This window comes from Fibrella forsythiae (assembly GCF_017353175.1).
Classification (GTDB): domain Bacteria; phylum Bacteroidota; class Bacteroidia; order Cytophagales; family Spirosomataceae; genus Fibrella; species Fibrella forsythiae.
The window spans coordinates 199,472-220,181 of record NZ_JAFMYW010000012.1 but is presented as its reverse complement, the minus strand read 5'-3'; the positions used below and the strand labels follow the sequence as shown (position 1 = coordinate 220,181).

General features: G+C 46.4%; 16 protein-coding genes, 1 tRNA gene and 1 pseudogene. 8 read left to right on the top strand and 10 right to left on the bottom strand.

The genetic code is table 11. The annotated features are described in order from the left end of the window. Positions 1 to 7 precede the first annotated feature (7 nt). Positions 8 to 2,572, bottom strand: a complete 2,565-nt coding sequence (locus J2I46_RS29115) for a bifunctional glycoside hydrolase family 9 protein/polysaccharide deacetylase (RefSeq protein WP_207332621.1) — start codon at positions 2,570 to 2,572, stop codon at positions 8 to 10. A 456-nt stretch (positions 2,573 to 3,028) separates the two neighbouring features. Between J2I46_RS29115 and J2I46_RS29110 the strand changes: the two genes are divergently transcribed. The 5 genes and pseudogenes from J2I46_RS29110 to J2I46_RS33605 all read left to right on the top strand — a co-directional run. Beyond that, the gene (locus J2I46_RS29110) at positions 3,029 to 3,460 is read left to right on the top strand and encodes a BLUF domain-containing protein (RefSeq protein WP_207332620.1); all 432 of its coding nucleotides are present in this window, start codon (positions 3,029 to 3,031) and stop codon (positions 3,458 to 3,460) included. Between the two features lie 87 nt (positions 3,461 to 3,547). After that, a complete protein-coding gene (locus J2I46_RS29105; protein WP_207332619.1) occupies positions 3,548 to 5,194 on the top strand; it encodes a sensor histidine kinase in 1,647 nt (548 codons plus the stop codon). An 83-nt stretch (positions 5,195 to 5,277) separates the two neighbouring features. After that, entirely contained in the window at positions 5,278 to 5,694 is a 417-nt protein-coding gene (locus J2I46_RS33035) for a zincin-like metallopeptidase toxin domain-containing protein (RefSeq protein WP_207332618.1), read from the top strand. Positions 5,695 to 6,079: 385 nt separating this feature from the next. Continuing rightward, positions 6,080 to 6,442, top strand: coding sequence for a hypothetical protein (locus tag J2I46_RS33665; protein WP_229380007.1), 363 nt, complete (start codon positions 6,080 to 6,082; stop codon positions 6,440 to 6,442). Between the two features lie 1,939 nt (positions 6,443 to 8,381). Continuing rightward, positions 8,382 to 8,717, top strand: a pseudogene (locus J2I46_RS33605) (SMI1/KNR4 family protein); the annotation flags it as partial. 56 nt (positions 8,718 to 8,773) lie between these two features. On the opposite strand, the gene J2I46_RS29085 reads toward J2I46_RS33605, so the two are convergent. From J2I46_RS29085 to J2I46_RS29070, 4 genes are all read right to left on the bottom strand, one after another. Next, on the bottom strand, positions 8,774 to 9,427 hold the full coding sequence (locus tag J2I46_RS29085; RefSeq protein ID WP_207332617.1) for a hypothetical protein: 654 nt from the start codon (positions 9,425 to 9,427) through the stop codon (positions 8,774 to 8,776). Between the two features lie 239 nt (positions 9,428 to 9,666). Then, entirely contained in the window at positions 9,667 to 10,179 is a 513-nt protein-coding gene (locus tag J2I46_RS29080; protein WP_207332616.1) for a hypothetical protein, read from the bottom strand. Between the two features lie 161 nt (positions 10,180 to 10,340). Continuing rightward, positions 10,341 to 10,679 (bottom strand): hypothetical protein, encoded by a 339-nt coding sequence (locus J2I46_RS29075; RefSeq protein ID WP_207332615.1) that lies wholly within the window; start codon positions 10,677 to 10,679, stop codon positions 10,341 to 10,343. 484 nt (positions 10,680 to 11,163) lie between these two features. Next, positions 11,164 to 11,856, bottom strand: coding sequence for a hypothetical protein (locus J2I46_RS29070; RefSeq protein WP_207332614.1), 693 nt, complete (start codon positions 11,854 to 11,856; stop codon positions 11,164 to 11,166). Positions 11,857 to 12,200: 344 nt separating this feature from the next. Here J2I46_RS29070 and J2I46_RS29065 point away from each other — a divergent pair, with 344 nt between their 5' ends. Next, positions 12,201 to 12,800 carry a master DNA invertase Mpi family serine-type recombinase gene (locus tag J2I46_RS29065; protein ID WP_207332613.1) on the top strand — a complete coding sequence of 200 codons (600 nt, stop codon included), beginning with the start codon at positions 12,201 to 12,203 and terminating at the stop codon, positions 12,798 to 12,800. Positions 12,801 to 12,804: 4 nt separating this feature from the next. Beyond that, positions 12,805 to 13,764 carry a hypothetical protein gene (locus J2I46_RS29060; protein WP_207332612.1) on the top strand — a complete coding sequence of 320 codons (960 nt, stop codon included), beginning with the start codon at positions 12,805 to 12,807 and terminating at the stop codon, positions 13,762 to 13,764. A gap of 2 nt (positions 13,765 to 13,766) precedes the next feature. Here J2I46_RS29060 and J2I46_RS29055 read toward each other — a convergent pair whose 3' ends face one another. The 3 genes from J2I46_RS29055 to J2I46_RS29045 form a co-directional block, all read right to left on the bottom strand. Beyond that, positions 13,767 to 14,999: a site-specific integrase gene (locus tag J2I46_RS29055; protein WP_207332611.1), complete on the bottom strand. Its 1,233-nt coding sequence runs from the start codon at positions 14,997 to 14,999 to the stop codon at positions 13,767 to 13,769. A gap of 105 nt (positions 15,000 to 15,104) precedes the next feature. Beyond that, positions 15,105 to 15,178: transfer RNA gene (locus tag J2I46_RS29050), tRNA-Arg, on the bottom strand. A gap of 49 nt (positions 15,179 to 15,227) precedes the next feature. Further along, complete coding sequence (locus J2I46_RS29045) at positions 15,228 to 16,022, bottom strand: enoyl-CoA hydratase/isomerase family protein (protein ID WP_207332610.1); 795 nt, start codon at positions 16,020 to 16,022, stop codon at positions 15,228 to 15,230. A 319-nt stretch (positions 16,023 to 16,341) separates the two neighbouring features. Between J2I46_RS29045 and J2I46_RS29040 the strand changes: the two genes are divergently transcribed. Further along, positions 16,342 to 18,786 (top strand): ABC transporter permease, encoded by a 2,445-nt coding sequence (locus tag J2I46_RS29040; RefSeq protein WP_207332609.1) that lies wholly within the window; start codon positions 16,342 to 16,344, stop codon positions 18,784 to 18,786. 17 nt (positions 18,787 to 18,803) lie between these two features. Here J2I46_RS29040 and J2I46_RS29035 read toward each other — a convergent pair whose 3' ends face one another. Together J2I46_RS29035 and J2I46_RS29030 are read right to left on the bottom strand one after the other, a co-directional pair. Continuing rightward, the gene (locus J2I46_RS29035; protein ID WP_207332608.1) at positions 18,804 to 19,712 is read right to left on the bottom strand and encodes a helix-turn-helix domain-containing protein; all 909 of its coding nucleotides are present in this window, start codon (positions 19,710 to 19,712) and stop codon (positions 18,804 to 18,806) included. A 5-nt stretch (positions 19,713 to 19,717) separates the two neighbouring features. Then, positions 19,718 to 20,683 (bottom strand): NADP-dependent oxidoreductase, encoded by a 966-nt coding sequence (locus tag J2I46_RS29030; protein WP_207332607.1) that lies wholly within the window; start codon positions 20,681 to 20,683, stop codon positions 19,718 to 19,720. Positions 20,684 to 20,710: the final 27 nt, after the last annotated feature.

Sequence of the window (20,710 nt, the reverse complement as noted above, 5' to 3'; positions counted from 1 at the left end):
CCGATTGTTATAATTTGTCGACCCGGACAAACTGATAGTTTTTCTGCCGAAGAACCGTGAGAAGTTCATCCAGCCGCTCATATAGTTTATCCGTTCGGGCCGGAGCCGTACCGATGTGCATAAGCAGGATAAAGCCGTTTAGTCCGGCTGGACGGTTTTGTTCGTAAGCATAAATAGACCGTAGAATGGTATCGCTGCTACGGTAATTTCGATCCTTAGGGGTGGTATAATCGGCGTGCGACAACGTACCTGGTGTGTAATTGATCAACTGAATCCCTGCGGCCTGTGTCCAGGATGCAATGCTGTCGTTGTACCATTCGTAGGGCGGCAGAAACAGCTTTGTTGCCGTAGAAAAAACGTCGCCGAACCTGGCCAGGGCTGTGTAGTTTGCCCGTAAATCATCATCGAATTGTTGCCTGCTGACCAACAAACTGTCGCGCTTCGCCCAGTCGCAGTACAGTAGATGCTGGTCGGAGTGAGGGCCCAGGTAATGGCCTTGCTGTTGCAACTGGTTTATCAGCGACGCGAAAGCCGGGTTTCTCAGAAAGCGCCCGGTCAGAAAAAAAGAAGCCCGAACCTGCTGCTGCTGCAAGGTCCGGGCAATGACTGCTCCGCCATCGGCAAATTCATCGCCGGTGAAGACCAGTGCCAGTCGGCGGGCGGTTGTGTCGCCTCTTATTTTGGCGCCTTTGATGTATGTTGACTTGCTGTCGGGGCGTGGCTTTTGTGGTTGTTGCGTAATTGGGCCCGTTGCCTTTTGGCTTGCTTTTCGGGTCAAAAGCAGCTTTTCTCCGTCTTTAGCAGCCAGCAAATAAATGAGCGACGCCGTGCCGTCCATGGTTGGTTCGTTGGTGCTGTAATCGCCATAATCGTCGTGATAAACGGCTACTTTACTCTGAAACGCCGCATACTCGTCGGGTTCATGCAGGGCTATCCCGATCAGGTTGCTATAAATACTACCACGAACCGGCCCATCCACCAGGCCACCGTCGATGGGGTAGTTTTTCAGATGCGTAAATGCCGAGTGTGGATCGGTGGGCGTATCGGCGTTGGCTGGCAGGCCGTACACAAAGCTCGTTCCCCACGGATTACACCCAAACAGCCAGTCGAAATTGGCCTGCTCGAAGGCTGCAAATTGGTCGTCGCCGGTAAGTTGTCGATACCAGAAGCATTGTGTGGCGAATGAGGTAGTGAGGTTGTTGCTGCACCAGGTAAAGGGCACTCCCCGATAAAACGCATTCTGCCGGGCTCGTTGCCAAACGGCTTCAATACCCGCTTTGTAATAGTCAGTGACGGTTTTCCGGCCCGCAACCGGCAAACGTTTGGCCAGTGCCGCATGACCCACGTTGACAAACGGATACCATTGGTAATGGCGCGCCGTATCGTTTATCATCCAGGGTGTAACTGGTTCCTGCCGGGCAAACGCCAACGCCGTTCTTCGCCAGTTGGCTGCTTGCGCGCCGGTGGCGCCGGTCGCATTTAGTTGCTCAACGGTAGCCAATTCCATGTCATCCGTGTAATTGTCTTCTTCGTAAAAATAAGGCGCGCGACCCGGTGCCGTCTGACAATTGCCGGGCTTAGCCAGTCCTAGTTTATACGCAGACTGCGATCGTTGCCAAAGTTTTTCGGCGTAGTCAGGACTGCTCTTTCTGGTCAGTTGATAGCCTAGCGAGAGGGCACTACTGACTTTCCCGGCAGTAGAGGCTACGCCGGTTGCCCGGTTTTTGTGTCTGAACAGGCCCTGCGGTTGGCCCGTTGCAAAATAAACGGGCCGTTCAGCGCCTTTACCATACATACTATCCAGCCTGGGAATTCGCATCGACGAATGATCGCGGTCGTCGCCCAACTGGTTAAACAACCACGTATCGGTCGGGTGCATCTTCAGAAGCCAGTCGAGCCCCCAGCGGGCTTCATCCAGTATATCGGGTTGGTCATTGGCACCAGCCAGTCCATTTGCCTGATGCGTGTCGGAGAAGGCACTCGGGAAATCGCGCAGGGCGGCCAACAGGTGATAAGTCGCGTTGGCCGACGTGGTTACGTACTGGAGGTAATCTGATGCGTCGTGCCAACCACCCGAAGCATCGATATGGGTGCTGTCGGGCATGGGTCCATACATGGTGTAGCCGTCATGGGTATGGCAGGAGTCGTTCAGGTACGGATTGAAACCGCTTCGTTGTTGACGCATGTACCTAAGGCAAAAGTCGGCCGCACCCTTATATACCTCATCGTCAATGCGAAAAACGGGCGAACGAGCCCCATCGCTGGTGCGCAGGTAATAGCGTCCTGGTTTTCGAAAAGCGGAGAAATTGAGCCGGTGTGTCTGTTGGAAGGGGCCGTAGGTTCCAAACGCCTGTCCGGTGGCCACTTGTTGAACAACCTGATTTGTCTGCGCATCGACCAGTGTGCACTGACCGACCGACTGATTGGTCAGGCTACCCCAAACGGCAATTTTCGGGCTGGATGGCCGGTAGCCAAGCAGGTTAATTCGAATAACAGCCGCCGGTTCCTGATGAACCGGTATGAAGGCAGTACTGATTGTGAATAAAAAAAGCAGAATCAGGCGAGTCGTCATAAAGCTATCGATCAGGCCGCAAAACTACACATGACAGCATTTGGAATAGATAAGGCGTATGAAGTGAATCACAATACGATAGGTAAGTGGCGGAAACGCCTGAACGAAGGAAAGCCACCTCTGCTTAAACGGTTTATTTTGGTTTAGTCAGACTCGTAAGGGTGGTTCCCCGACCCTTTTTGTTGCAGTAATGCGTAGGCTGATTAGTACGAACTTCATCCCATTCAATCAAATTGTCCCATTTTCATCGCAGGGTATCTGCTATTAATGAGCGTTATTTAAACAAGGTCATTGACCTTTGTTCGTTTTTATAATGCAGTAGCAAAACGAGTATTTTTTTCAGGCACCGTGTCAGAGATAACTTATGCTTCGTTGGCTCGTCTGCAACTCACTTACTTCGTGCTTGACATAATATCCGGTAAACTATCACGAAACCCCTTTACCAATCAATTATCAATGGATTATTGCTTAACCTACTTCAGTTCTGCCGTAAGTTCTACTACCGAAGAGGTCGTTATTGAGATTGTCAATCTTAGCCGGGAGAAAAATGCCCGACTTAATATTACGGGGGTGCTGCTCTACATCAACGGACGTATTGTGCAGGTACTCGAAGGCCCACAGCAGGCGGTCGAAGACTTATATGAAAGTATCCGGGCAGACCCACGCCATACCGATGTTCGAACGGTTATTAGTCAACCTATAACCAAACGGTCGTTTGATAACTGGTATATGGGATATGAAACACTAACTACCCGACAGTACGAAGAAGTACGGAACATTCTTCCTGTTGATCCGCAGAATGAATCCCTTTGGGATGCTGATCAACCGGTCATCATGAGAATGCTCAAAGGTTTTTTTGACTTAAATAGCCGTCGTCGGGTGAGCTAGATTCATAATGCGTGTGCCGGTTAGAGCCTGCAATTAATAAAACCCATTGCCAGGCTCGTTCTGTATAAACTTGAGTTAAGTCACTTTATGACTGATCAATCAACCAATTTCCCCTTCTGGTCAGGTAGTCAAGCCGAGCAGGAACGTCTGCAATACGCCATTCAGGCTGCGCAGGTAGGTACATGGAATCTCGATATCAACCAACAGCAGCTATGGTGGGACGAGCGTTGCCGGGAGTTGTTTGGCTATGAGGGGCAGAACGTGGTCAGTTATAGCCAAATGCTAATGCTGGTTGATGAGGAGGATCGGCCACGGATTGAAAAAGCCATTGAGTCAACGCTTAATCTATCCTCAACGGGCCATTACGATGTGCAGTTTCGGGTTAGTGGGGCATCATTGATCGACCCTCCCCGTTGGTTACACGCCCAGGGACGGGCCTACGTAGACATTATGGGATCGGCCTATCGTTTATCGGGAGTGGTCCGTGACATTACTGCGCAGGTGCGAACTCGGCAGCAACTCGAGATCAGTAAGGCCCGTTTCCGTAGTCTGGTCGTCAATTCGCCTACAGCCACCGTTTTCTTCGTGGGCAGAGACATCGTGATTGACACGGTCAATGCGCCCATGCTGCAAATTTGGGGTAAAGATGAGTCTGTGATGGGTCAACCGCTACAACAAGTTATGCCCCAACTGGCGGGACAACCGTTTGTGGAGTTACTACAGCGAGTATATGATACGGGGGAGTCCTACCACAACGATAAAGCGGTGGGGCAAATTATGGTCGATGGGCAGTGGCAGGAGTCCTGGTTTAATTTTTCCTGTAACCCTGTCTACGCGCAAGATGGAACCATTTTTGGCCTTATCAATACGGCTAACGATGTTACGGCGCAGGTCGTGGCCTTACGAGAGAGTGAACAACGCTATCGATTATTGTCAGAGGAGTTAGAGATACGCGTAGCGCAACGTACCCGCGAGTTGGCAGAGGCCAATGAGGACCTGAAGCGGACAAACGATAACCTCCAGCAGTTTGCTTACGTAGCCTCCCACGACTTGCAGGAACCACTGCGTAAGATTCAGCAGTTTGGGGCCTTGCTGAAGACCGAATACGCCAATCAGTCTGAGCAGGAAAATAATTACATAGACCGAATGCAGTTAGCAGCGGGCCGTATGTCTAACCTGATTCGGGATTTGCTGATCTACTCCCGCATCTCCACACGGGAGCAGGTGGTAATGAGCATACCGCTGGATAGCGTTTTAGCCCAGACATTGGTTGATTTAGAGTTAGTCATTAGTGAAAGTCAGGCGGTCATTGATGCCGAACCATTACCTGTGGTGATGGGCGATGCTCTTCAACTGGGTCAACTCTTTCAGAATTTAATCAACAATGCGCTTAAATTTAGCCGTGTTGATAACGCGGGAAACCCCGCCATTCCGCATATAACGATTCGTACGCAGCGTACCGCCTATTCGCAGTTACCACCTGCACTCAGGCCCGCCCGCCAGGCAGAGGCTTATCACCGTATTGATATAAGCGATAATGGGGTGGGGTTCGACGAAAAATACCTGGATCGCATTTTTCAAGTCTTTCAGCGACTACACAGGAAGAACGAATTTGTTGGCACGGGCATTGGTCTGGCTATTTGCCAACGGGTTGTAAATTACCACGGTGGGCTGATTACCGCCAGCAGCCAACTTGGGCAGGGGGCTACGTTTAGTGTATACCTACCCGCATAAGGTAAAGTGAGCCGTTTTAAGCACTCGCCCTTTTTTCTCTTCACATCTTGCCGCATCTGCTGATTACTATCCTAACGTGAGTTGTGGACGATTACCAGATAAGATTGCTGACGCCTAGTCGAAGGGCCACGCTGAAGACCATTAGTTTTCCAGTGCCTATTGCACCGGCCTGCAAACCAATTTTGTCCCCGAAGATAGCGGAGGAGGCTCTCTGCAAGTGTACATCCGCATCAGACCCCCTAAGTAAGTTTAAGGAGCAAGATAAGAGTTTGGGGGATGAACTTGAGGTCGTTAAAGACAAGAAGGTCATCAAAATGATGGATAAAGCCAATGCGCAGGCTGGATTTGATGCTGCTGCGAATAAAGTGTATGTACGCAAAGGAGCAACTGCCTATGAGGTAGCCCACGAAATGACCCATGCAAAACAGTGTGCAGAGTTAGGTAAAGACGCTTATGGCAAACTTTCCAGATTAAAAAAAATCATGTGTTTGATCAACTGATGAAAGATCCCGGCAAACTGACGGGGCGTGAGATAACCCACGCTACGGACTATTTAAATAGTATTAGAGACAAGGTAGGTTTAGGTCCAATTAGTAAGTAATACATCTCACGACAAATCTTACAGAACAAGACGCTATTTCTATTGCTAAAGATATTCTATTGGCTAACCAAATGGGCTACGATGAGTCTGAGGGGTTTACCGCAAAATTTTCTAGAGATATCAAGCTCAGAGATGGGCGATTAAAACCAATTTGGGTGGTTTCGTACTTGACTCTTAAAAGCTTGTTTGAGCAACATGACCATTTTATGTACATCAGCGACGACTCGAAAGAAGCGCTCTATATAATGACTCAAAGTGGCTATGTTGATGGGATAGCTCCGTAGGTGGATGCAATTGGTCTGGTGTCGGCGATTAGTAAACGGGCTGATAGAGCCAATGCGCTGTATTATCTGGCCGAGGGCAACAAGACCAGCCTAGCCTGCCCGCGCGGTGTATACACACATGGGGCGATGGGGGATCTTCGACACAACGCTTGGGTACGTACGTTGACAAGCACACAACGATGGTTTGAGACAGCTACGACCAGCAAACCAGGTACGTTCATCAAAACGGAGTTGTCATTAAACAGAAGGACCCGCTGGGCAACCGGCAGCAGTGGGTCTACAGCGACTACAACCAACTACTGGCGAAAACGGACAGCCTGGGTCAGGTTACCCAATTCCGCTACGATGAGGCGGGTAATTTAATCGCCACCCGGTACGCCGATAGTTAAACAAAGAGTACCTGCTTTAAATGACCTGTCGCCGATCGACTGTTTAACCGAGCCCTATTTGGTGAAGCGATTAAGCGAATGTCTGTTAAGAATGCTCTAACTTAACCCCTTACGTAGATTCGAGGCTTTGGATGGAGGCTGAGCCTACGGTGACCGCATCAAACCCGGCGACGGTCTAGTAGCAAATTCAGTTAAGCACACTAAACTTGGGGATTATTGGTACGGCTCAAAAGTACTCATACGCTCCCTCAAATAAGTTATATTGAAATGCTGTCCCAACCGCTCATCTGATGCTGGGTGCCCGCCTTGGTGAAAACAAAAAAGCCAGTCATTGCTGACTGGCTTCTGTGCTCTCGTAGGGACTACGAAATGGTATTGATAATCAGAATTTTAGCTAAACAATTATGGGGACTGTATCAAAACTGTATCAAGAGAAGCGGAGTTTGGTTATAATCAGACTGTTTGGGACACACAGGAATTTTGTTGTAGCAACCATCTATTCATAGATTGCTTATAACGACTAAGGTTTGGAAACACTCATTAGGAAAGCAAACTCGCTTAATCGACTGAAGCCATACGTGCAACTATGTTTCGGAGCATGATCACCTTGAATTACATTGGCAGTCTATTGGCCGAAACATAGAGCTATAGATAGGTAAGTAAATTCAGGTTTTACAGTCATTCATCGCGGTCCGGACAGGACAACTTAATACATTTAATCACCAGACGCTTATTAGATTAATTTATTCTATGTAGCAAACAGCAAGAGATGTCTATAACTACAGTCCAAGGATAATGCTTTATTACCCTCTTGGTTTAGTGCATTTATACAAATCAAATGATTATACTTCAGAGTAATCGATTCGAGCCCGCTACGTCCTACTAAAACACACAAAAACCCTCAAATCAGGCTGATTTGAGGGTTTTTGTGTGTTGTGACTTTCTCAAAAGGGAGTTTCACTGTGTGAGACGTTTTACACACATGAACACAAGCTGTTTACAAGCCTATCTTGAGTATAATAGGCCCCAGATCAAGAGACTTACTTATCAAGCCGATAGAACCCGCAACAGATGCGCTGGGGATAGTAAAAATTATGTCTCAAATAGCCCTGTTAACTATAAGTCAAAAAGCTAACGGAAACCAGTTAAGGACGAGACACTATATGTCAACTACTTTACAGACGCACTACCAACGTCATACGTTTGTAAAACTAGGGTTTATCCGCCTAATCGCTTAAATCTACCACTGGCGTTATATCTTGCCAGCTTAACGCTTTTGAGCATACCATTTGATTGTATAATAGATTATGCTTAAGACTTACAGAATTTGGTGGTTGATTCTTCTATCCCTTATTATAGCATGTTCCTGGTACATTTATACGAGTAGACCTTTAGTATTTGTGTTATTAGCTAATGGCTACTGTATGGGTGATGAAAATTCAACCGGTTGTGTTGTTTACATGGCTAAAGGTTTCTCAACTTGGCATTCCGAGGATCATTACAAACAGATTCAAGAACACGCTATAAAAAGTGTAAAGGTCGATTCAACCCAATCAACTATTTTCTACTTTAAAGATAGTGAGTGGACTAGGGAAAACGAGAAAAGCTTTGGCTCTAGCACAATGGAAGAGATGGCCGCCTGGGATAGAGATATAAACCTTCTTTTTACTCGAATGTCAAGTTCATTTATATGTCGAATTAAATTTCAGTACGATTATTCAGGTAGGATAATTACTGTTCCATTTGTAAAAAAGCAGTTTACATATTGATTCCGTTAAATTATCATACTAGCCACTTATACAACGGAAATTTAAACCCTATTAATGAGTATAGAGGACTTCGTAAGATACCATTCAAGGTTTGCAAACCTGCCACTTTTTGAATCCTTTGATTAAGAGCCACTACCTGATACTACCGACATACAAAATGTAGAAGAGATACTAGGCATGTCCCTGCCTAAAGATTATATCGATTTCTGTATAAAGTTTGGAGGTGGCTATTTTGGCTTAATAAACGTCTTCACGCTTACCCCACATAGTGATTGGTATATTGTTCAGATGTATAAATCGGCTGAAGAACATCTACCCTCTAACTTAATTCCGTTCTCTGATGACGGAACAGGTGGATTATATTGCTTTTCGTCAACGGGTAACAATCAGATCTTATATGTTGACGAAATGGGCGTGTTACGAGATACTGAATATGAAGACTTCTTCCAGTTCTTGATTGAAAATGCATATTCCGAATAATTCGGATTTACCTACTGATAGCTTAATCTTTTACATAATGGCACTTATACAACAGTTTAATGGGTCCCTTCTTTTTGAATGTACTCAATCAATATATCCAACAGATTAGAGACTTCTTCCCATTCTTGCGCTTCAGGACGGATCTGTTTTAGCACGGTTAGAAAGCTAAATACATCTCCGTGTGACGACTGATTGACGGCAGTTACAATATCAGAAATTGAGTAGTCGATAGCATATGCCGAAAAAGTCCACCCGTAAACTTCATAGGCCCATCGGTTAGCATCCTCAACAAAATGCTTAGCTTCAGAAACCATTAACTTCGTAATGTCAGTGACAGATAACAACTGCTCTTCACAAACTAGCATCAATGTAGCCTTGCTTAGATTTTGAAGGAGTTCATATTCTTCAATATTACTATCGTTTAGACTTGTTAAAGCTGCACGAATTATTTCCTTACGTTCGCGCTCGTTAGCTCTCCTAATCGCACTCGTCAATTCGGGTAGAAAACTGACAAAATCATCAAAGAACAGTTGATAACTTGTATCTAGTGGAGATGGATTTTTCTCGAACTCAAGTAGGGAGAAATGATGAATTTTTTCGATCAAAGAAACATTGCTAGGACTCATCACTTGTATTATAAGGTATTGAATGTTTTTAATTCGAGCTTGATACTCTTCTTTACTAATAATACTAGAAATTTCACATAACATAAAATGAGCTATAGAACGGAGCTTAGAAATATACAAATGCCTGACCCCAAGTTAGTTTGTATATTTTTAGGCTCCGTTCTATAGCTACACTTATGTTATGAGACTAAAATAAGAAATATTGAATTCAGCTTATTGAAGTATCATAAGATTTATTTTATCTATATTTCTTAGAAGAGGGATTTTATTATCAGTCCCAAACATATATTTGTAATATTAAACAATGAAAAATATAGAAATCTTTAATTACGCAATTTCTCAAAAGCCTTGGCTCTATCTTCAAACTGTGAATATAATCCTGCATTAATAGAATCTTTACATTTATTAATATAGCTAAAAAATTCTTGAAAAGTATATAAATTAGAGTGCCATGCAATTAGAGAAGCCTTATCAGCTATCTGTAGTTTTTTACAAGGCCAACCATACTTTCTTAAAACTTTTAAAAGTATTTTCTGATTTACCGCATCATTTATAGCAATCATACTTATAAAATATCTAAATTTTGTTGTACCAGAATTATATCTATTTAAACTGTCTCGGTATCGTTTATCTACCTGATAAATCGTATCTATTAAAGAATAACTCTCTGCTATTGAAAGTTTAGAAACATTGATTGTTGAATCTAATTCGGCTTTAGTCTTATTCGAGAACAAATAAATTATACTATTACTCTTTAATGGCTGAGAATTTGCAAAAATAGGGAAAAGTAGAGTGATGAAAGAGAATATACTGAGGAATCCGAATGGGAGTTTCATAGTGGAACAGGCTGAATTAATACTCTATATAACATCTATTTATTGATTAATAACAAATCAAGAGAATAAGTTGCCGTCTGTCTTTATAGGTTTTCATTGATTAAGGGTGTTGTATAAGTGAAGTTATGTTTAAAAGCGTTGATAGCTCAACGCTTTAGGCTTTATGAGTACCGGTCAGCCACAGCGAAGATTAACCGCCTTGTTTCTTCAGAAGCTAAGTTGTAGGAAGTGGACAAGGCCCTGAATAGCGAGGAGTACAAGAAACAAATGCCTCGCTTGCATTTGCTCACCAATACTGAATCCGGTTCAACGGTAGGTTTAGCCCCTATATCGTAATAAGAAATAAACCTTACTCCCGCTGGATTAAGTGCAGCAGGTGCTTTGGGCTTACTCTGCCATTCCGCTTCAAGTGTAGACTTTAAACGAGCATAGCTCATAAATTCATTCTTGAAACCCGGGTGGTTATAGATTTCTTCGACTAACTCTTCATGCGTTTTCATGGGCAGCTATTTTTAGCTTCGTTGTGGACATACCTTGCCCCTAACGAAACTAAAAAATCATTCAGTAAGATGCTACTATCAGTATAGTGGGATGTTCTCATTTTACAATCGTACGACGTTGATAGCACGTTTGTAAAATCGAGGCATTCAGCTATTTGTAGCCTTGCGTGAAAGTCGCTTCGTTGCCCCAAACACCAATGCCATCGTTCTCATCTATGAAATAAGCCAACACCTTTATACATCAATCAGCTATACCCTGAGCTAAAAAGTGTCCGGTTAGGTAGGCTCATGTATCAAATAGTTCCCAAAAGTACGGGCCAGAAAGTTTTCGAATGCGCCCGTGTATAGACCAGCAATCAGAATCTAAACACTCAAGCTAATGCCCTTCTGCGGGCAGGGTGTCACAATATTTTTCAGGCTAAGATTACTGACGTGGGCATTCAAATATGCACTGGATAATAGTCTTAAGCGAAACCAGAATAGATCAATTACCTGGCTGAACGGATTCATGTAAAGCGCACCAAGCCTGTACTAACTCCAGATTGATTCCTTGCCAGTCTGCTTGAGTAGCTCCACCAGGCTGTTGACGTACTTCATCGCATAAGCGCATAGCATTGGCTCGTAAGCGTCCATAAGTAGTAAAAGAACTTGCAGGCTGATTATATAAAGCTGAAGTGGTCAGTTTTAGGGCGTTCGCTAAATCAGCGTATGAGTAGCGTTCACGTTGCCGATGAACGATCCACCATTCTAACTCCAATTTGGCTACTCTCGGTACGTCGAATCGCTCTACGGTAAGCTCCTGAATAGCGCTATAATAAGCAATTAGTTCAGGCAGTGCTTGTTGGTTGGACGTACGCAAGCCACCACTCTGTTTGAAGACAAAAGCGGCCTTTGTAGCCTGGAACCCTAATTTGAATGAGCGCCAGAAAGGCGCATGAAATTGCTCACGTAACCCTTTCGCTAATTGCCAAAATAATAACACGGGCTTTTTATCGTAGTACGAGCGCCACATAGCTGTTTCCAACCGCGCCACTTCACCCGGATCGAAGTCTCGAATGCTACTTCGATGTGGCACCAGCAGATCCACACCAATCCAGACTGACAAAGCGAGTATAGCCCCCCGCCAGAGCCAGAAACTCGGTTTACGCTGGCGTGGGGAGAGTAGCTTGGTTTGCATTAGTAAACTCACAGACAGTATACAATCGTTGAAGTTTCTAAAGTAGTGAGTTAAATGAATACTAAGCAGGATACAGCGGTTTTTCAGAGTTGAATCTCCCTAGCGCTATGGTTGTGCGGTCTATCTGCTACTCAAACCTTGATTAGACACATATAAACTTATTATTACTTTACCGAAGAGTGTTTGAAGCATTTATGGTATATGAGTACCCTGAAAGCAAGATTACAGAATGTGGTATAAAAACGCTCGTTTTCTTCATCCATAAATGGGGTATACTAAGTTTCCTTACAATCCCTCGATAATTGCGTATATTTATAGGGTAAGATAGGTTAAACCCCGCGCCCATGATTTACGCCTATATCAGAGTATCTACCGACCGGCAAACGGCCGAAAACCAGAAGTACGAAATCTTGAAGAAAGCCGCTTTGGATCGGGTCTACATTGACCAGTGGCTGGAGGAAACAGTCAGCGGAACCCGGTCAGCCGAGGCCCGAGAGTTGGGGCCACTGCTGGCGTCGATGAAGGCCGGTGATATTTTGTACGTGACAGAGCTCTCACGCCTTGGCCGGTCACTGATGGAAATCATGGCCATTCTTCACCAGTGCATGGAAAAGGACGCCCGGGTCTACGCCATTAAGGAAGGGTACGAACTTGGAAACAACATCAACAGTAAAGTTTTGGCCTTTGCTTTTGGGTTGTCAGCCGAAATTGAACGACAACTAATCAGCCAGCGAACCCGGGAAGCTCTGGAGCGAAAGAAGGCGGAAGGGATGAAACTTGGCCGGCCAGTGGGCAGCCAGAATAAAGAGGTAAAGCTGACTGGAAAGGAAGACGTCATCCGGGAACTGCTGAAGTCAAAAGTATCCTACTCAGCCATTGCCCGAATTTTGGGTGTTGATAGACAAACAGTAAATTCTTTCGTTATTAGCAGAAAAATTATTTAAAACTATGTCTAGCATCATCAGTGACTTATCCGATTTAAAGAGACTTCATAGCCGTGTTATGAGCTATCCTATAGATAGGGAGAAAATATTTAAAAAAATAAGAGAATTCCTTGTTGCGATTAAATACAACAAGGGTGCATTTTACTATCGTGTACCGATGCTTTTTCGAGCTGTGTCTAATGAAAGAGAAGAGTGGTTTGATAATATAAGTAAGTTAGGTATTGCTCCGAAATGCAAGGCGCAAATGAGTCGCTGTAATTGGAGGGGTGAACCTATGTTTTATGGGTCTAGCGATAACGGCGTACCAATATTTGAAATTAGAGCGAAAGAAGGTGACTTTGTTGTGTTGTCATCTTTTGTTAATAATGACAACCCTTATAATACTAATGAAATACCTATAGTATTTAACGGAGTTGTTTTAGGAGTAAAAAAGATTCTTGAGAATTTAAAAGAGAGCGATGTGGACTTTAAAAACCTTCTTTACCAAGATGATACCTTTAAGGAGAATACGCCTAAAGTGATAAAAGAGTTAGACGATTACATGGGAGAATTGTTCACTGAAGTAGTTTCCAATAATAATAAGAACCTATATCTTATCACAAGTTCTATATGTAGAAATTTCATGGCTTATTTAAAAAATGACAGAGTTGTGGAAGGATTTATTTATCCTAGTGTAGAAAGCAACAGGACAGGGTTTAATGTAGCATTAGGAGAAGCTTATACTAAAAACCATTTGAAACTATATTCAGCTTCTATGTATAAAGTGACTAGTTATGATGTCGAAACAAAAGCTTATACCTTACAACCTGTAAAATCGTTATGTTCTGATGAAGAAGGTGGGAGGGCTAAATGGAAGCGAATTGCAGCAAGGCATGAAGGTGAAAATTGGGTACTTTCACCAAATACGCCATCTACGCGAGATATAGAAATCCCAGTTTTAAGCTTGGAAGGGGAGTGTGAATAGGTCTATATTGTCTTAAATAGCTTATCAAACACGTTAATCTTTTCTTTCTTCCGCTTCTCACTGATATGGACGTATTTCATGGTAGTTCCAATGTCACGATGACCCATGTAATCCTGAAGCGTTACAACGTCGCCACCTAGTTCGATGAACAGCGTTCCAAACGTGTGTCTAGCTGTATGAGTCTTAATCTTGAAATCCACGCCTGCCGCCTTACCGATTTTATCGAGTAACCGGTTAGTGTATTGCTCGGTGAAGGTTTCAAATAGATGACCTGCCAGTGACGTAACCAGCTTACGAGCCATTGGATGAAGTGGAACACGCACGGTCTTTTGTTTGCCTAGGGTCTTCTTAGGCATGAGCACCAACCAATCTCCTTTAATATTCTCGTGGTGAACTGATTTGACGTCGCTGATCCGCAGGCCGGTGAAGCAGGAGAAGAGAAAGTGACGCAGCACTTGCTTCCAGTTGTCAGGTGTGCCTGGATCAGTAAACAGTTTCATTAACTCCTGAAGCTGCTCTTCTATCAGCACGTCCGGCCAAGTTTCGGGCCTCGTTACCTTCACAACCTTGAACGGGTCATCAAAGACGTTCCCCTCTGCCAATGCCCGCTTAACATAGATACGAACATTCTTCATGTGGTTCTCGACGGTGCTGGGGATATTGTTTTTGTGCGCTTTAAGCCACGCCCGAAAGTTCTCCAGTAGTTTCGGCGTTAAGCCCGAAAAGGGGAGCCGATCTGAAACCTCTGTTTTCTTCCCACGCTTCTGCTCCCAGGCCCAAAACTCTATCATACTGTTGAGCGTCGATACCTGACCCTTATAACTGCCTTTCTCGATCTTTCTCCGTTTCAGCCGTTCTTTGGCGTCATTGAGATAGAAGCTGAAGAAATCCTTACGGGCCGTAAACGAATTGTAATCCCTCATCAACTGCCCAATGGTCAGTGTCTTGCTGGCCAGTCGGTATTCCTTGAAGATCTCATTCACCTTGTTCGTTTCGGTATCGATCATGATCTGATAGTCCGAATGATCTTTATCCTCCTTCCCCCGCGGCAAAATACGGCCAGCCTCCTTATCGAAAAATTCTGTCGGCCAGTACAGTTTTAAGGGGATTCGATCCCATTCGCCATCAACAGAAACATAGATGTAGAGCGCCGATCGACCATCTTTTCGGATGTAGTCATCCTTGATGATCACCTTCTTATTGGTATTCTGGGGGGTATACGTACTGTTTCCCATTAGGATGATAGTAGGAAAAAGAGGCCGAAAATTCTGTCTAGGAAAGGGGTTAGGAAACGAAAAACCCCCCATACGTTGTGTATGGGGGGTTTCGGCACTGTTTCGTGCTCTCGTAGGGATTCGAACCCCAAACCTCCTCATCCGTAGTGAGGTGCTCTATCCAGTTGAGCTACGAAAGCATTCCCGTGTTGGGATTGCAAAAGTAGTGCAAAAAAGGGCTTTGTCAAATCAGCGGCCCTGAAATCTTGCCATTTTTTTCATCAGGAACGAGCCAATACCCTCGGCTACGTCGTTGGTTTGACCTAAATAGTCCTGATTGTCAGCCTCCTGTTCCAGCTGATGAGCCAGGTTGGAATAGAGCGATTGATTCAAAACTTTTTTCATAGCACCGATCGCCAGGGTAGGCGCGGCAGCATAATAGGCCACTAATTCCCCCACGACATTGTCTAACTCACCGGCTGATACCGATCGGTTAACCAGGCCGAGCGCCGCCGCTTCGGGGCCGTAAACCCGTCTACCAGTGCTGCACAGCTCAAAGGCTTTCTGGGAACCGATCAGCCGGGGCAGAAAGAATGTTGAGCCTGCGTCGGGCATGAGGCCAATGTTGACGAAGATCTGACTAAAGTAGGCCTCATTGCTGCAAACGAGTACGTCGCAGGCCAGTGCCAGCGAGAAACCCGCACCCGCCGCCACACCATTTACCCGCCCAATAATTGGCTTAGGTACGTTACGCATGGCCATGATCATGGGGTTATAGCCGTTTCGCAGCGACTTACCCAGGGCCATACCGCCCGATGCCTGCGCGTTGGCGAATCCTTCTTTCAGATCAGCCCCCGAGCAGAACGCTTTTTCGCCCGCTCCGGTCAGCACAATGACGCGCACGGCTTCGTCGGCACCAGCGGCATTGATAGCGGCGGTCATATCGCTGATGAGGCCGGGACTGAGGGCATTGTAGACCTGGGGGCGATTAAGCGTAATGCGGCAAATGCCCTCTTCAACAGAATACAGTAGGTTCTCGAACACGGATTTTAGATGTCTTGTACTAATTAGTATGCAAGCATACTGATTTTCCAGGGAAAACCATTGGATTATACTTGGCCGTTTGCGCTGTTTTATTGCGCGCAGGTTAGTCTGGCAAGGCGAGGAGAGTACACTACACAGCAAATTGCTTCTGGCTAGCTTAGCGCAGAGTTGATGCCTATTCGTGAAAACGGCAGGTCTACTTCATCCCATTTTTAGCCCTGTTCACCCCATTTTTTCCTATTGCCTCTACGTACCTGGTATTCTTGCGGCAGGTTACTCGTGCATTCAATACATTGTAAATCCTTTCTTCATCTGAATCATGATCGGGAGCTATATCAAGACAGCGAGACGCAACCTGCTGCACAACAAGCTGTTCTCGTTTATCAATATCATTGGTCTGGCCATTAGTATGTCTGTTGGTCTATTGCTGATTGCCTTCGTGCTCGACCTGTATTCGTACGACAGGTTTCACAAGAATGGAGCGCGCATCTATCGCATTACCAGCATACTGACCGAAAACCGCCAGCGGAGCGGCAAATTTGCTACTTCCTCCCTAAGGGTCGGTAGGCTCATCCGCCAGAAAATGACCGGCACTGACCGATACGCTGGTGCAGATGTGGCTATTCTGCGCAACGACTTTTCGCAGGATGCAACAGTTGGTGACAACATTATCCCAGTAAAGGGTTTCTGGACAGATCCGTCGTTTTTCAGGGTCTTTACCTATCCGATGCTGGAAGGTAACCCCGAGACAGCCTTGAAAGAACCTTACTCGATTGTGCTTACGGAGACAGCAGCGAAACGGCTTTTCGGTAACCAATCGGCACTTGGTAAGGCCATCAGATTCGATACGCTCGATTACCAGGTGACCGGCGTTATGCAAGACGTTCCCTTTTTCTCACACATCAACTTCGACGCGCTGGTATCACTCGCCACGGTTGAGCAGCTTAACAGAAGCAATGATAAGGTCGGTAAATGGACCAGTGTGTCATCGAACTTCGTATACCTGCTGCTGCCCGAAACTGCCGACCTGACATCAATTCAGGCTCAGCTTGATGCCCTTGCCCAGGAGGAAAACCGGGCTGATGAAAGTGTGAAAATCCAACTTGAGCTTCAGCCGTTACACGAAATTGTGGTCGGCGAGAGCCTCCGCCAGTCTGAGGGTGGGCCTGGCTCGGTGGGCCCTCATATGCCTCCGATTGTACTCTGGATACTCGGCGGACTCGCCCTTGTTGTGATCTTATCGGCGTGTTTCAACTACACGAATCTGTCTATGGCCCGTGCCATACGCCGCTACAAAGAAATAGGCCTTCGGAAAGCAATCGGCGCCGGAAAGAGACAGATCGGGCAACAGTTTCTGGCCGAGGCAATCCTGATTTCCCTGGCGGCCCTTCTCCTTTCGTTCGTCTTCTTTCTGATTTTACGGCCGCAATTGATCAGTCTGGCCCCAGAGATGCAGCGTACGGTGAAGCTCGAACTTACCCCGATGATGATCATCGCCTTCATTGTTTTTTCGGTCGCGGTGGGGGTAACTGCCGGTTTGTTACCTGCTCTTTTCTTTTCAAAAGTCAGCGCAATCAGTGCGCTCAGGAATGGAGCTGCTCCGGCACTGAAAGCAGTCAAACACGTCACGCTCAGGCAGGCCCTGGTGGTGATTCAGTACACGCTCACCCTGATCTTTATAACCACAACCGCCATCGGCTACGTGCAATACAAAAACATACTTGCTTTCGACCTTGGCTTCAACACCGAAAATATTCTGAATATACCGATGCAGGGAAATAAACCCGACGCATTTGTCAGGGAACTGAGCGAGATACCAGAGGTAAAGGGCGTATCGCGGTCGCTGATCGTCACCAGCGTGGGGAATGCCTGGGGTGGATACATGACCTACACCGATTCGCGTGATTCTGCGCTAGTCATGACCAACCACGTCGATCAACAGTACATGGCGTTGCATGAGTACAAGCTCATTGCCGGGGGAAATTTCAAGGCACGCCCCGCCACAACCGCAGCGGCCACCGAAGTGATTGTTAACCGGCAGGTCTTGAAGCGATTCAACATCGGTAACAATGACCCCGAAAAGGCCATTGGGAAGGAAATCACCTTCAGGAGCTTCCACGGAACCCGCCGGATGACCATTGTTGGCGTGATGAACGACTTTCACTACGGCAAGATCGACAACCTCATTGAGCCGGTGGCCCTCATGTGCTGGACGCCCGAAGACCAGACGGTCGTCAACGCTAAAATTCAAAGCACTGACCTGCTGGCGACCAGGGCTAAGATCGAAGCGGCGTGGAAGAAGATCGATCGGGTTCATCCACTGCAGGCTGAATTTTACGATGACGCTATAGAGGAGGCATACAGCGAACTATCGGCCATGATCAAGATCATTGGCTTTCTGTCAGTACTTGCTATGTCAATTGCCTCGATGGGTTTGTTTGGGATGGTGGCCTACACAACCGAAACCAGGCTGAAGGAGATCAGCATCCGCAAAGTGATGGGCGCAAGCGCTGGTAACCTTGTCTATGGACTGAGTCGCGGTTTCCTCGTCCAACTGTCGCTGTCGGCGCTTATTGCGTTGCCAGTAACGTACCTGTTCTTCGAAAACGTGGTGCTTACCAGGTTTCCGTATCATGTACCCGTACAAGCTGCTGAGCTATTGGCCGGTCTGCTGGTTGTATGGCTGATTGCCTTTATCATGATTGGCTCGCAGACAATGAAAGCCGCCAGGAGTAACCCGGTGGACGTGCTAAAGAGCGAGTAGGGGAAAGCCGACGTTTGTCAATTGAACGAAGCTCTAAAAGCCAGGGGAGACTGATTTGTTTTTGTTTTGAACAGTTTGCTGAATGACTGTATATGCTCGAAACCCAGTGTATAGGCAATTTCACTAACTGATAAATCGGTGGTTGAGAGCTTCTCTTTTGCTTTCTCGATCAGCTTGTCGTGAATGTGCTGTTGCGTGTTTTGTCCAGTCAGCGTGCGTAACAGATTACTTAAATACTTTGGGGAAAGGTGGAGCTGATCGGCAATGGACTGAACCGTTGGTAGTCCGCCTTTATCCCAGGAATCGTTGTCGAAGTAGTCATCAAGCAGGCTTTGTAAACGGTCGAGCAGCTGATGATTCGCCTTTTCCCGCGTAATGAATTGACGCTGATAAAACCGGTCGGAATAATTCAGTAACGTTTCGAGTTGTGAAATAATGATCGGCTTGCTAAACTGGTCAATGTTAGCCTGATATTCCTGCTGAATACTCTGGATAAGGTGGTTAAGGGTGGCTTCTTCCTTTTCCGACAGGAACAGGGCTTCATGCAGGGAATAGCTCCAGAAGTCGTATTGCCTGATGGTCCTGGCCAGGGTAGTATTCCATAGAAAATCGGGATGGATGTTTAACACCCATCCCGATTGGCTAACGGATTCGTTGTCATCTATACGCGCAAGACGGATCACCTGACCGGGTGCTATAAACGATAGAACGCCTTCAGTAAAATCAAAGGGTTGCTGCCCGTAGTGCACGCTAACGTTGGATACCCGTTTCAGGGCGATACTATAAAAATCAAAGACCAGATTCGTCGGCTCATCGCGATGCAACTGCGTTACGTCGCCGACATTGATGAGGCTGATCAGCGGATGTAGTGGCCGGGGTAAATTCCTGAATGTATGAAACTCGCTGATCGTTTTAAATTGCTTCATGCCGTCTATTTTTCTTGGCGCACTTCCAGAATCAATTTGCCCCGAACATGCCAGGTTTGGCTTTCGCGGTGTGCCTGAGCCACCTGTTCCAACGGGAACACATGACTGACGAAGACGTTTACGCTGCCTGCATCAATGAGTTGGGCAATTTCGATTAACCAGTCCTGCCTGGGTTGGTTGGCAGCCAGTTCGCCTTTGGCCTGTTTTTGGGCAAGTGCCGTTAACACTGCATCATTAAACGGCAAATCGATATTGACGGTTACCAGTACGCCCCCTTCTTTCAGTAGGCTGACCGATTTCAACCGCTCTGTGTTGTTGCGAAGAGGCGACGCTTCCAGTACAACGTCAACGTCGCTAATCAATGCTGAGATTGACTGGTCCTGGTAATCAATTGCCTCGTCGGCACCGAGTTGTTTCAGGTAATCCAGGTTGCCGGCCGAAGCGGTCCCAATCACATACGCACCTTTAGCTTTGGCAAACTGTACGGCAAAACTACCAACGCCCCCCGAGGCACCCTGCACCAGCACACGTTGTCCGGGCTGCAACTTGCCGTACTCGAAGAGGGCCGTCCAGGCCGTGAGTCCAGCCAGAGGAACCCCCGCCGCTTCATTGAAGCTAATGCTTGCCGGTTTGAGCGCAAATTGGCCTGCTTTGGCTACGCAATACTCGGCGTAGCTGCCGTCGCCGGGAAAGTTGGGAACCCCATACACCGCATCGCCTTTCTTAAATCCGGTTACGTCGCTGCCAATTTCGGCAACAACACCTGCCGCATCCCATCCAGGGGTCAGCGGTAACGTCAACAAAGGTCTCAACAGATCGTTGCCGCCTTCCCGAATCGCCCAGTCTGTGGGGTTCACACCACTGGCATACACGCTCACCAGGATTTCATCAGCCGCGGGAACAGGCCGCTCCACGTCTTCCAGTTTCAGTACCTCGGGTCCACCAAACTCGTGAATTCTAACTGCCTTCATCACAAACCGTTTTTTAGTTGATTGATG

What these genes read in the sequence shown, in the direction of transcription:
- J2I46_RS29115 (WP_207332621.1), bottom strand. Translation starts at nt 2,572, where the DNA reads ATGACGACTCGCCTGATTCTGCTTTTTTTATTCACAATCAGTACTGCC.
- J2I46_RS29110 (WP_207332620.1), top strand. Translation starts at nt 3,029, where the DNA reads ATGGATTATTGCTTAACCTACTTCAGTTCTGCCGTAAGTTCTACTACC.
- J2I46_RS29105 (WP_207332619.1), top strand. Translation starts at nt 3,548, where the DNA reads ATGACTGATCAATCAACCAATTTCCCCTTCTGGTCAGGTAGTCAAGCC.
- J2I46_RS29085 (WP_207332617.1), bottom strand. Translation starts at nt 9,427, where the DNA reads ATGTTATGTGAAATTTCTAGTATTATTAGTAAAGAAGAGTATCAAGCT.
- J2I46_RS29080 (WP_207332616.1), bottom strand. Translation starts at nt 10,179, where the DNA reads ATGAAACTCCCATTCGGATTCCTCAGTATATTCTCTTTCATCACTCTA.
- J2I46_RS29075 (WP_207332615.1), bottom strand. Translation starts at nt 10,679, where the DNA reads ATGAAAACGCATGAAGAGTTAGTCGAAGAAATCTATAACCACCCGGGT.
- J2I46_RS29070 (WP_207332614.1), bottom strand. Translation starts at nt 11,856, where the DNA reads ATGCAAACCAAGCTACTCTCCCCACGCCAGCGTAAACCGAGTTTCTGG.
- J2I46_RS29065 (WP_207332613.1), top strand. Translation starts at nt 12,201, where the DNA reads ATGATTTACGCCTATATCAGAGTATCTACCGACCGGCAAACGGCCGAA.
- J2I46_RS29060 (WP_207332612.1), top strand. Translation starts at nt 12,805, where the DNA reads ATGTCTAGCATCATCAGTGACTTATCCGATTTAAAGAGACTTCATAGC.
- J2I46_RS29055 (WP_207332611.1), bottom strand. Translation starts at nt 14,999, where the DNA reads ATGGGAAACAGTACGTATACCCCCCAGAATACCAATAAGAAGGTGATC.
- J2I46_RS29040 (WP_207332609.1), top strand. Translation starts at nt 16,342, where the DNA reads ATGATCGGGAGCTATATCAAGACAGCGAGACGCAACCTGCTGCACAAC.
- J2I46_RS29035 (WP_207332608.1), bottom strand. Translation starts at nt 19,712, where the DNA reads ATGAAGCAATTTAAAACGATCAGCGAGTTTCATACATTCAGGAATTTA.
- J2I46_RS29030 (WP_207332607.1), bottom strand. Translation starts at nt 20,683, where the DNA reads ATGAAGGCAGTTAGAATTCACGAGTTTGGTGGACCCGAGGTACTGAAA.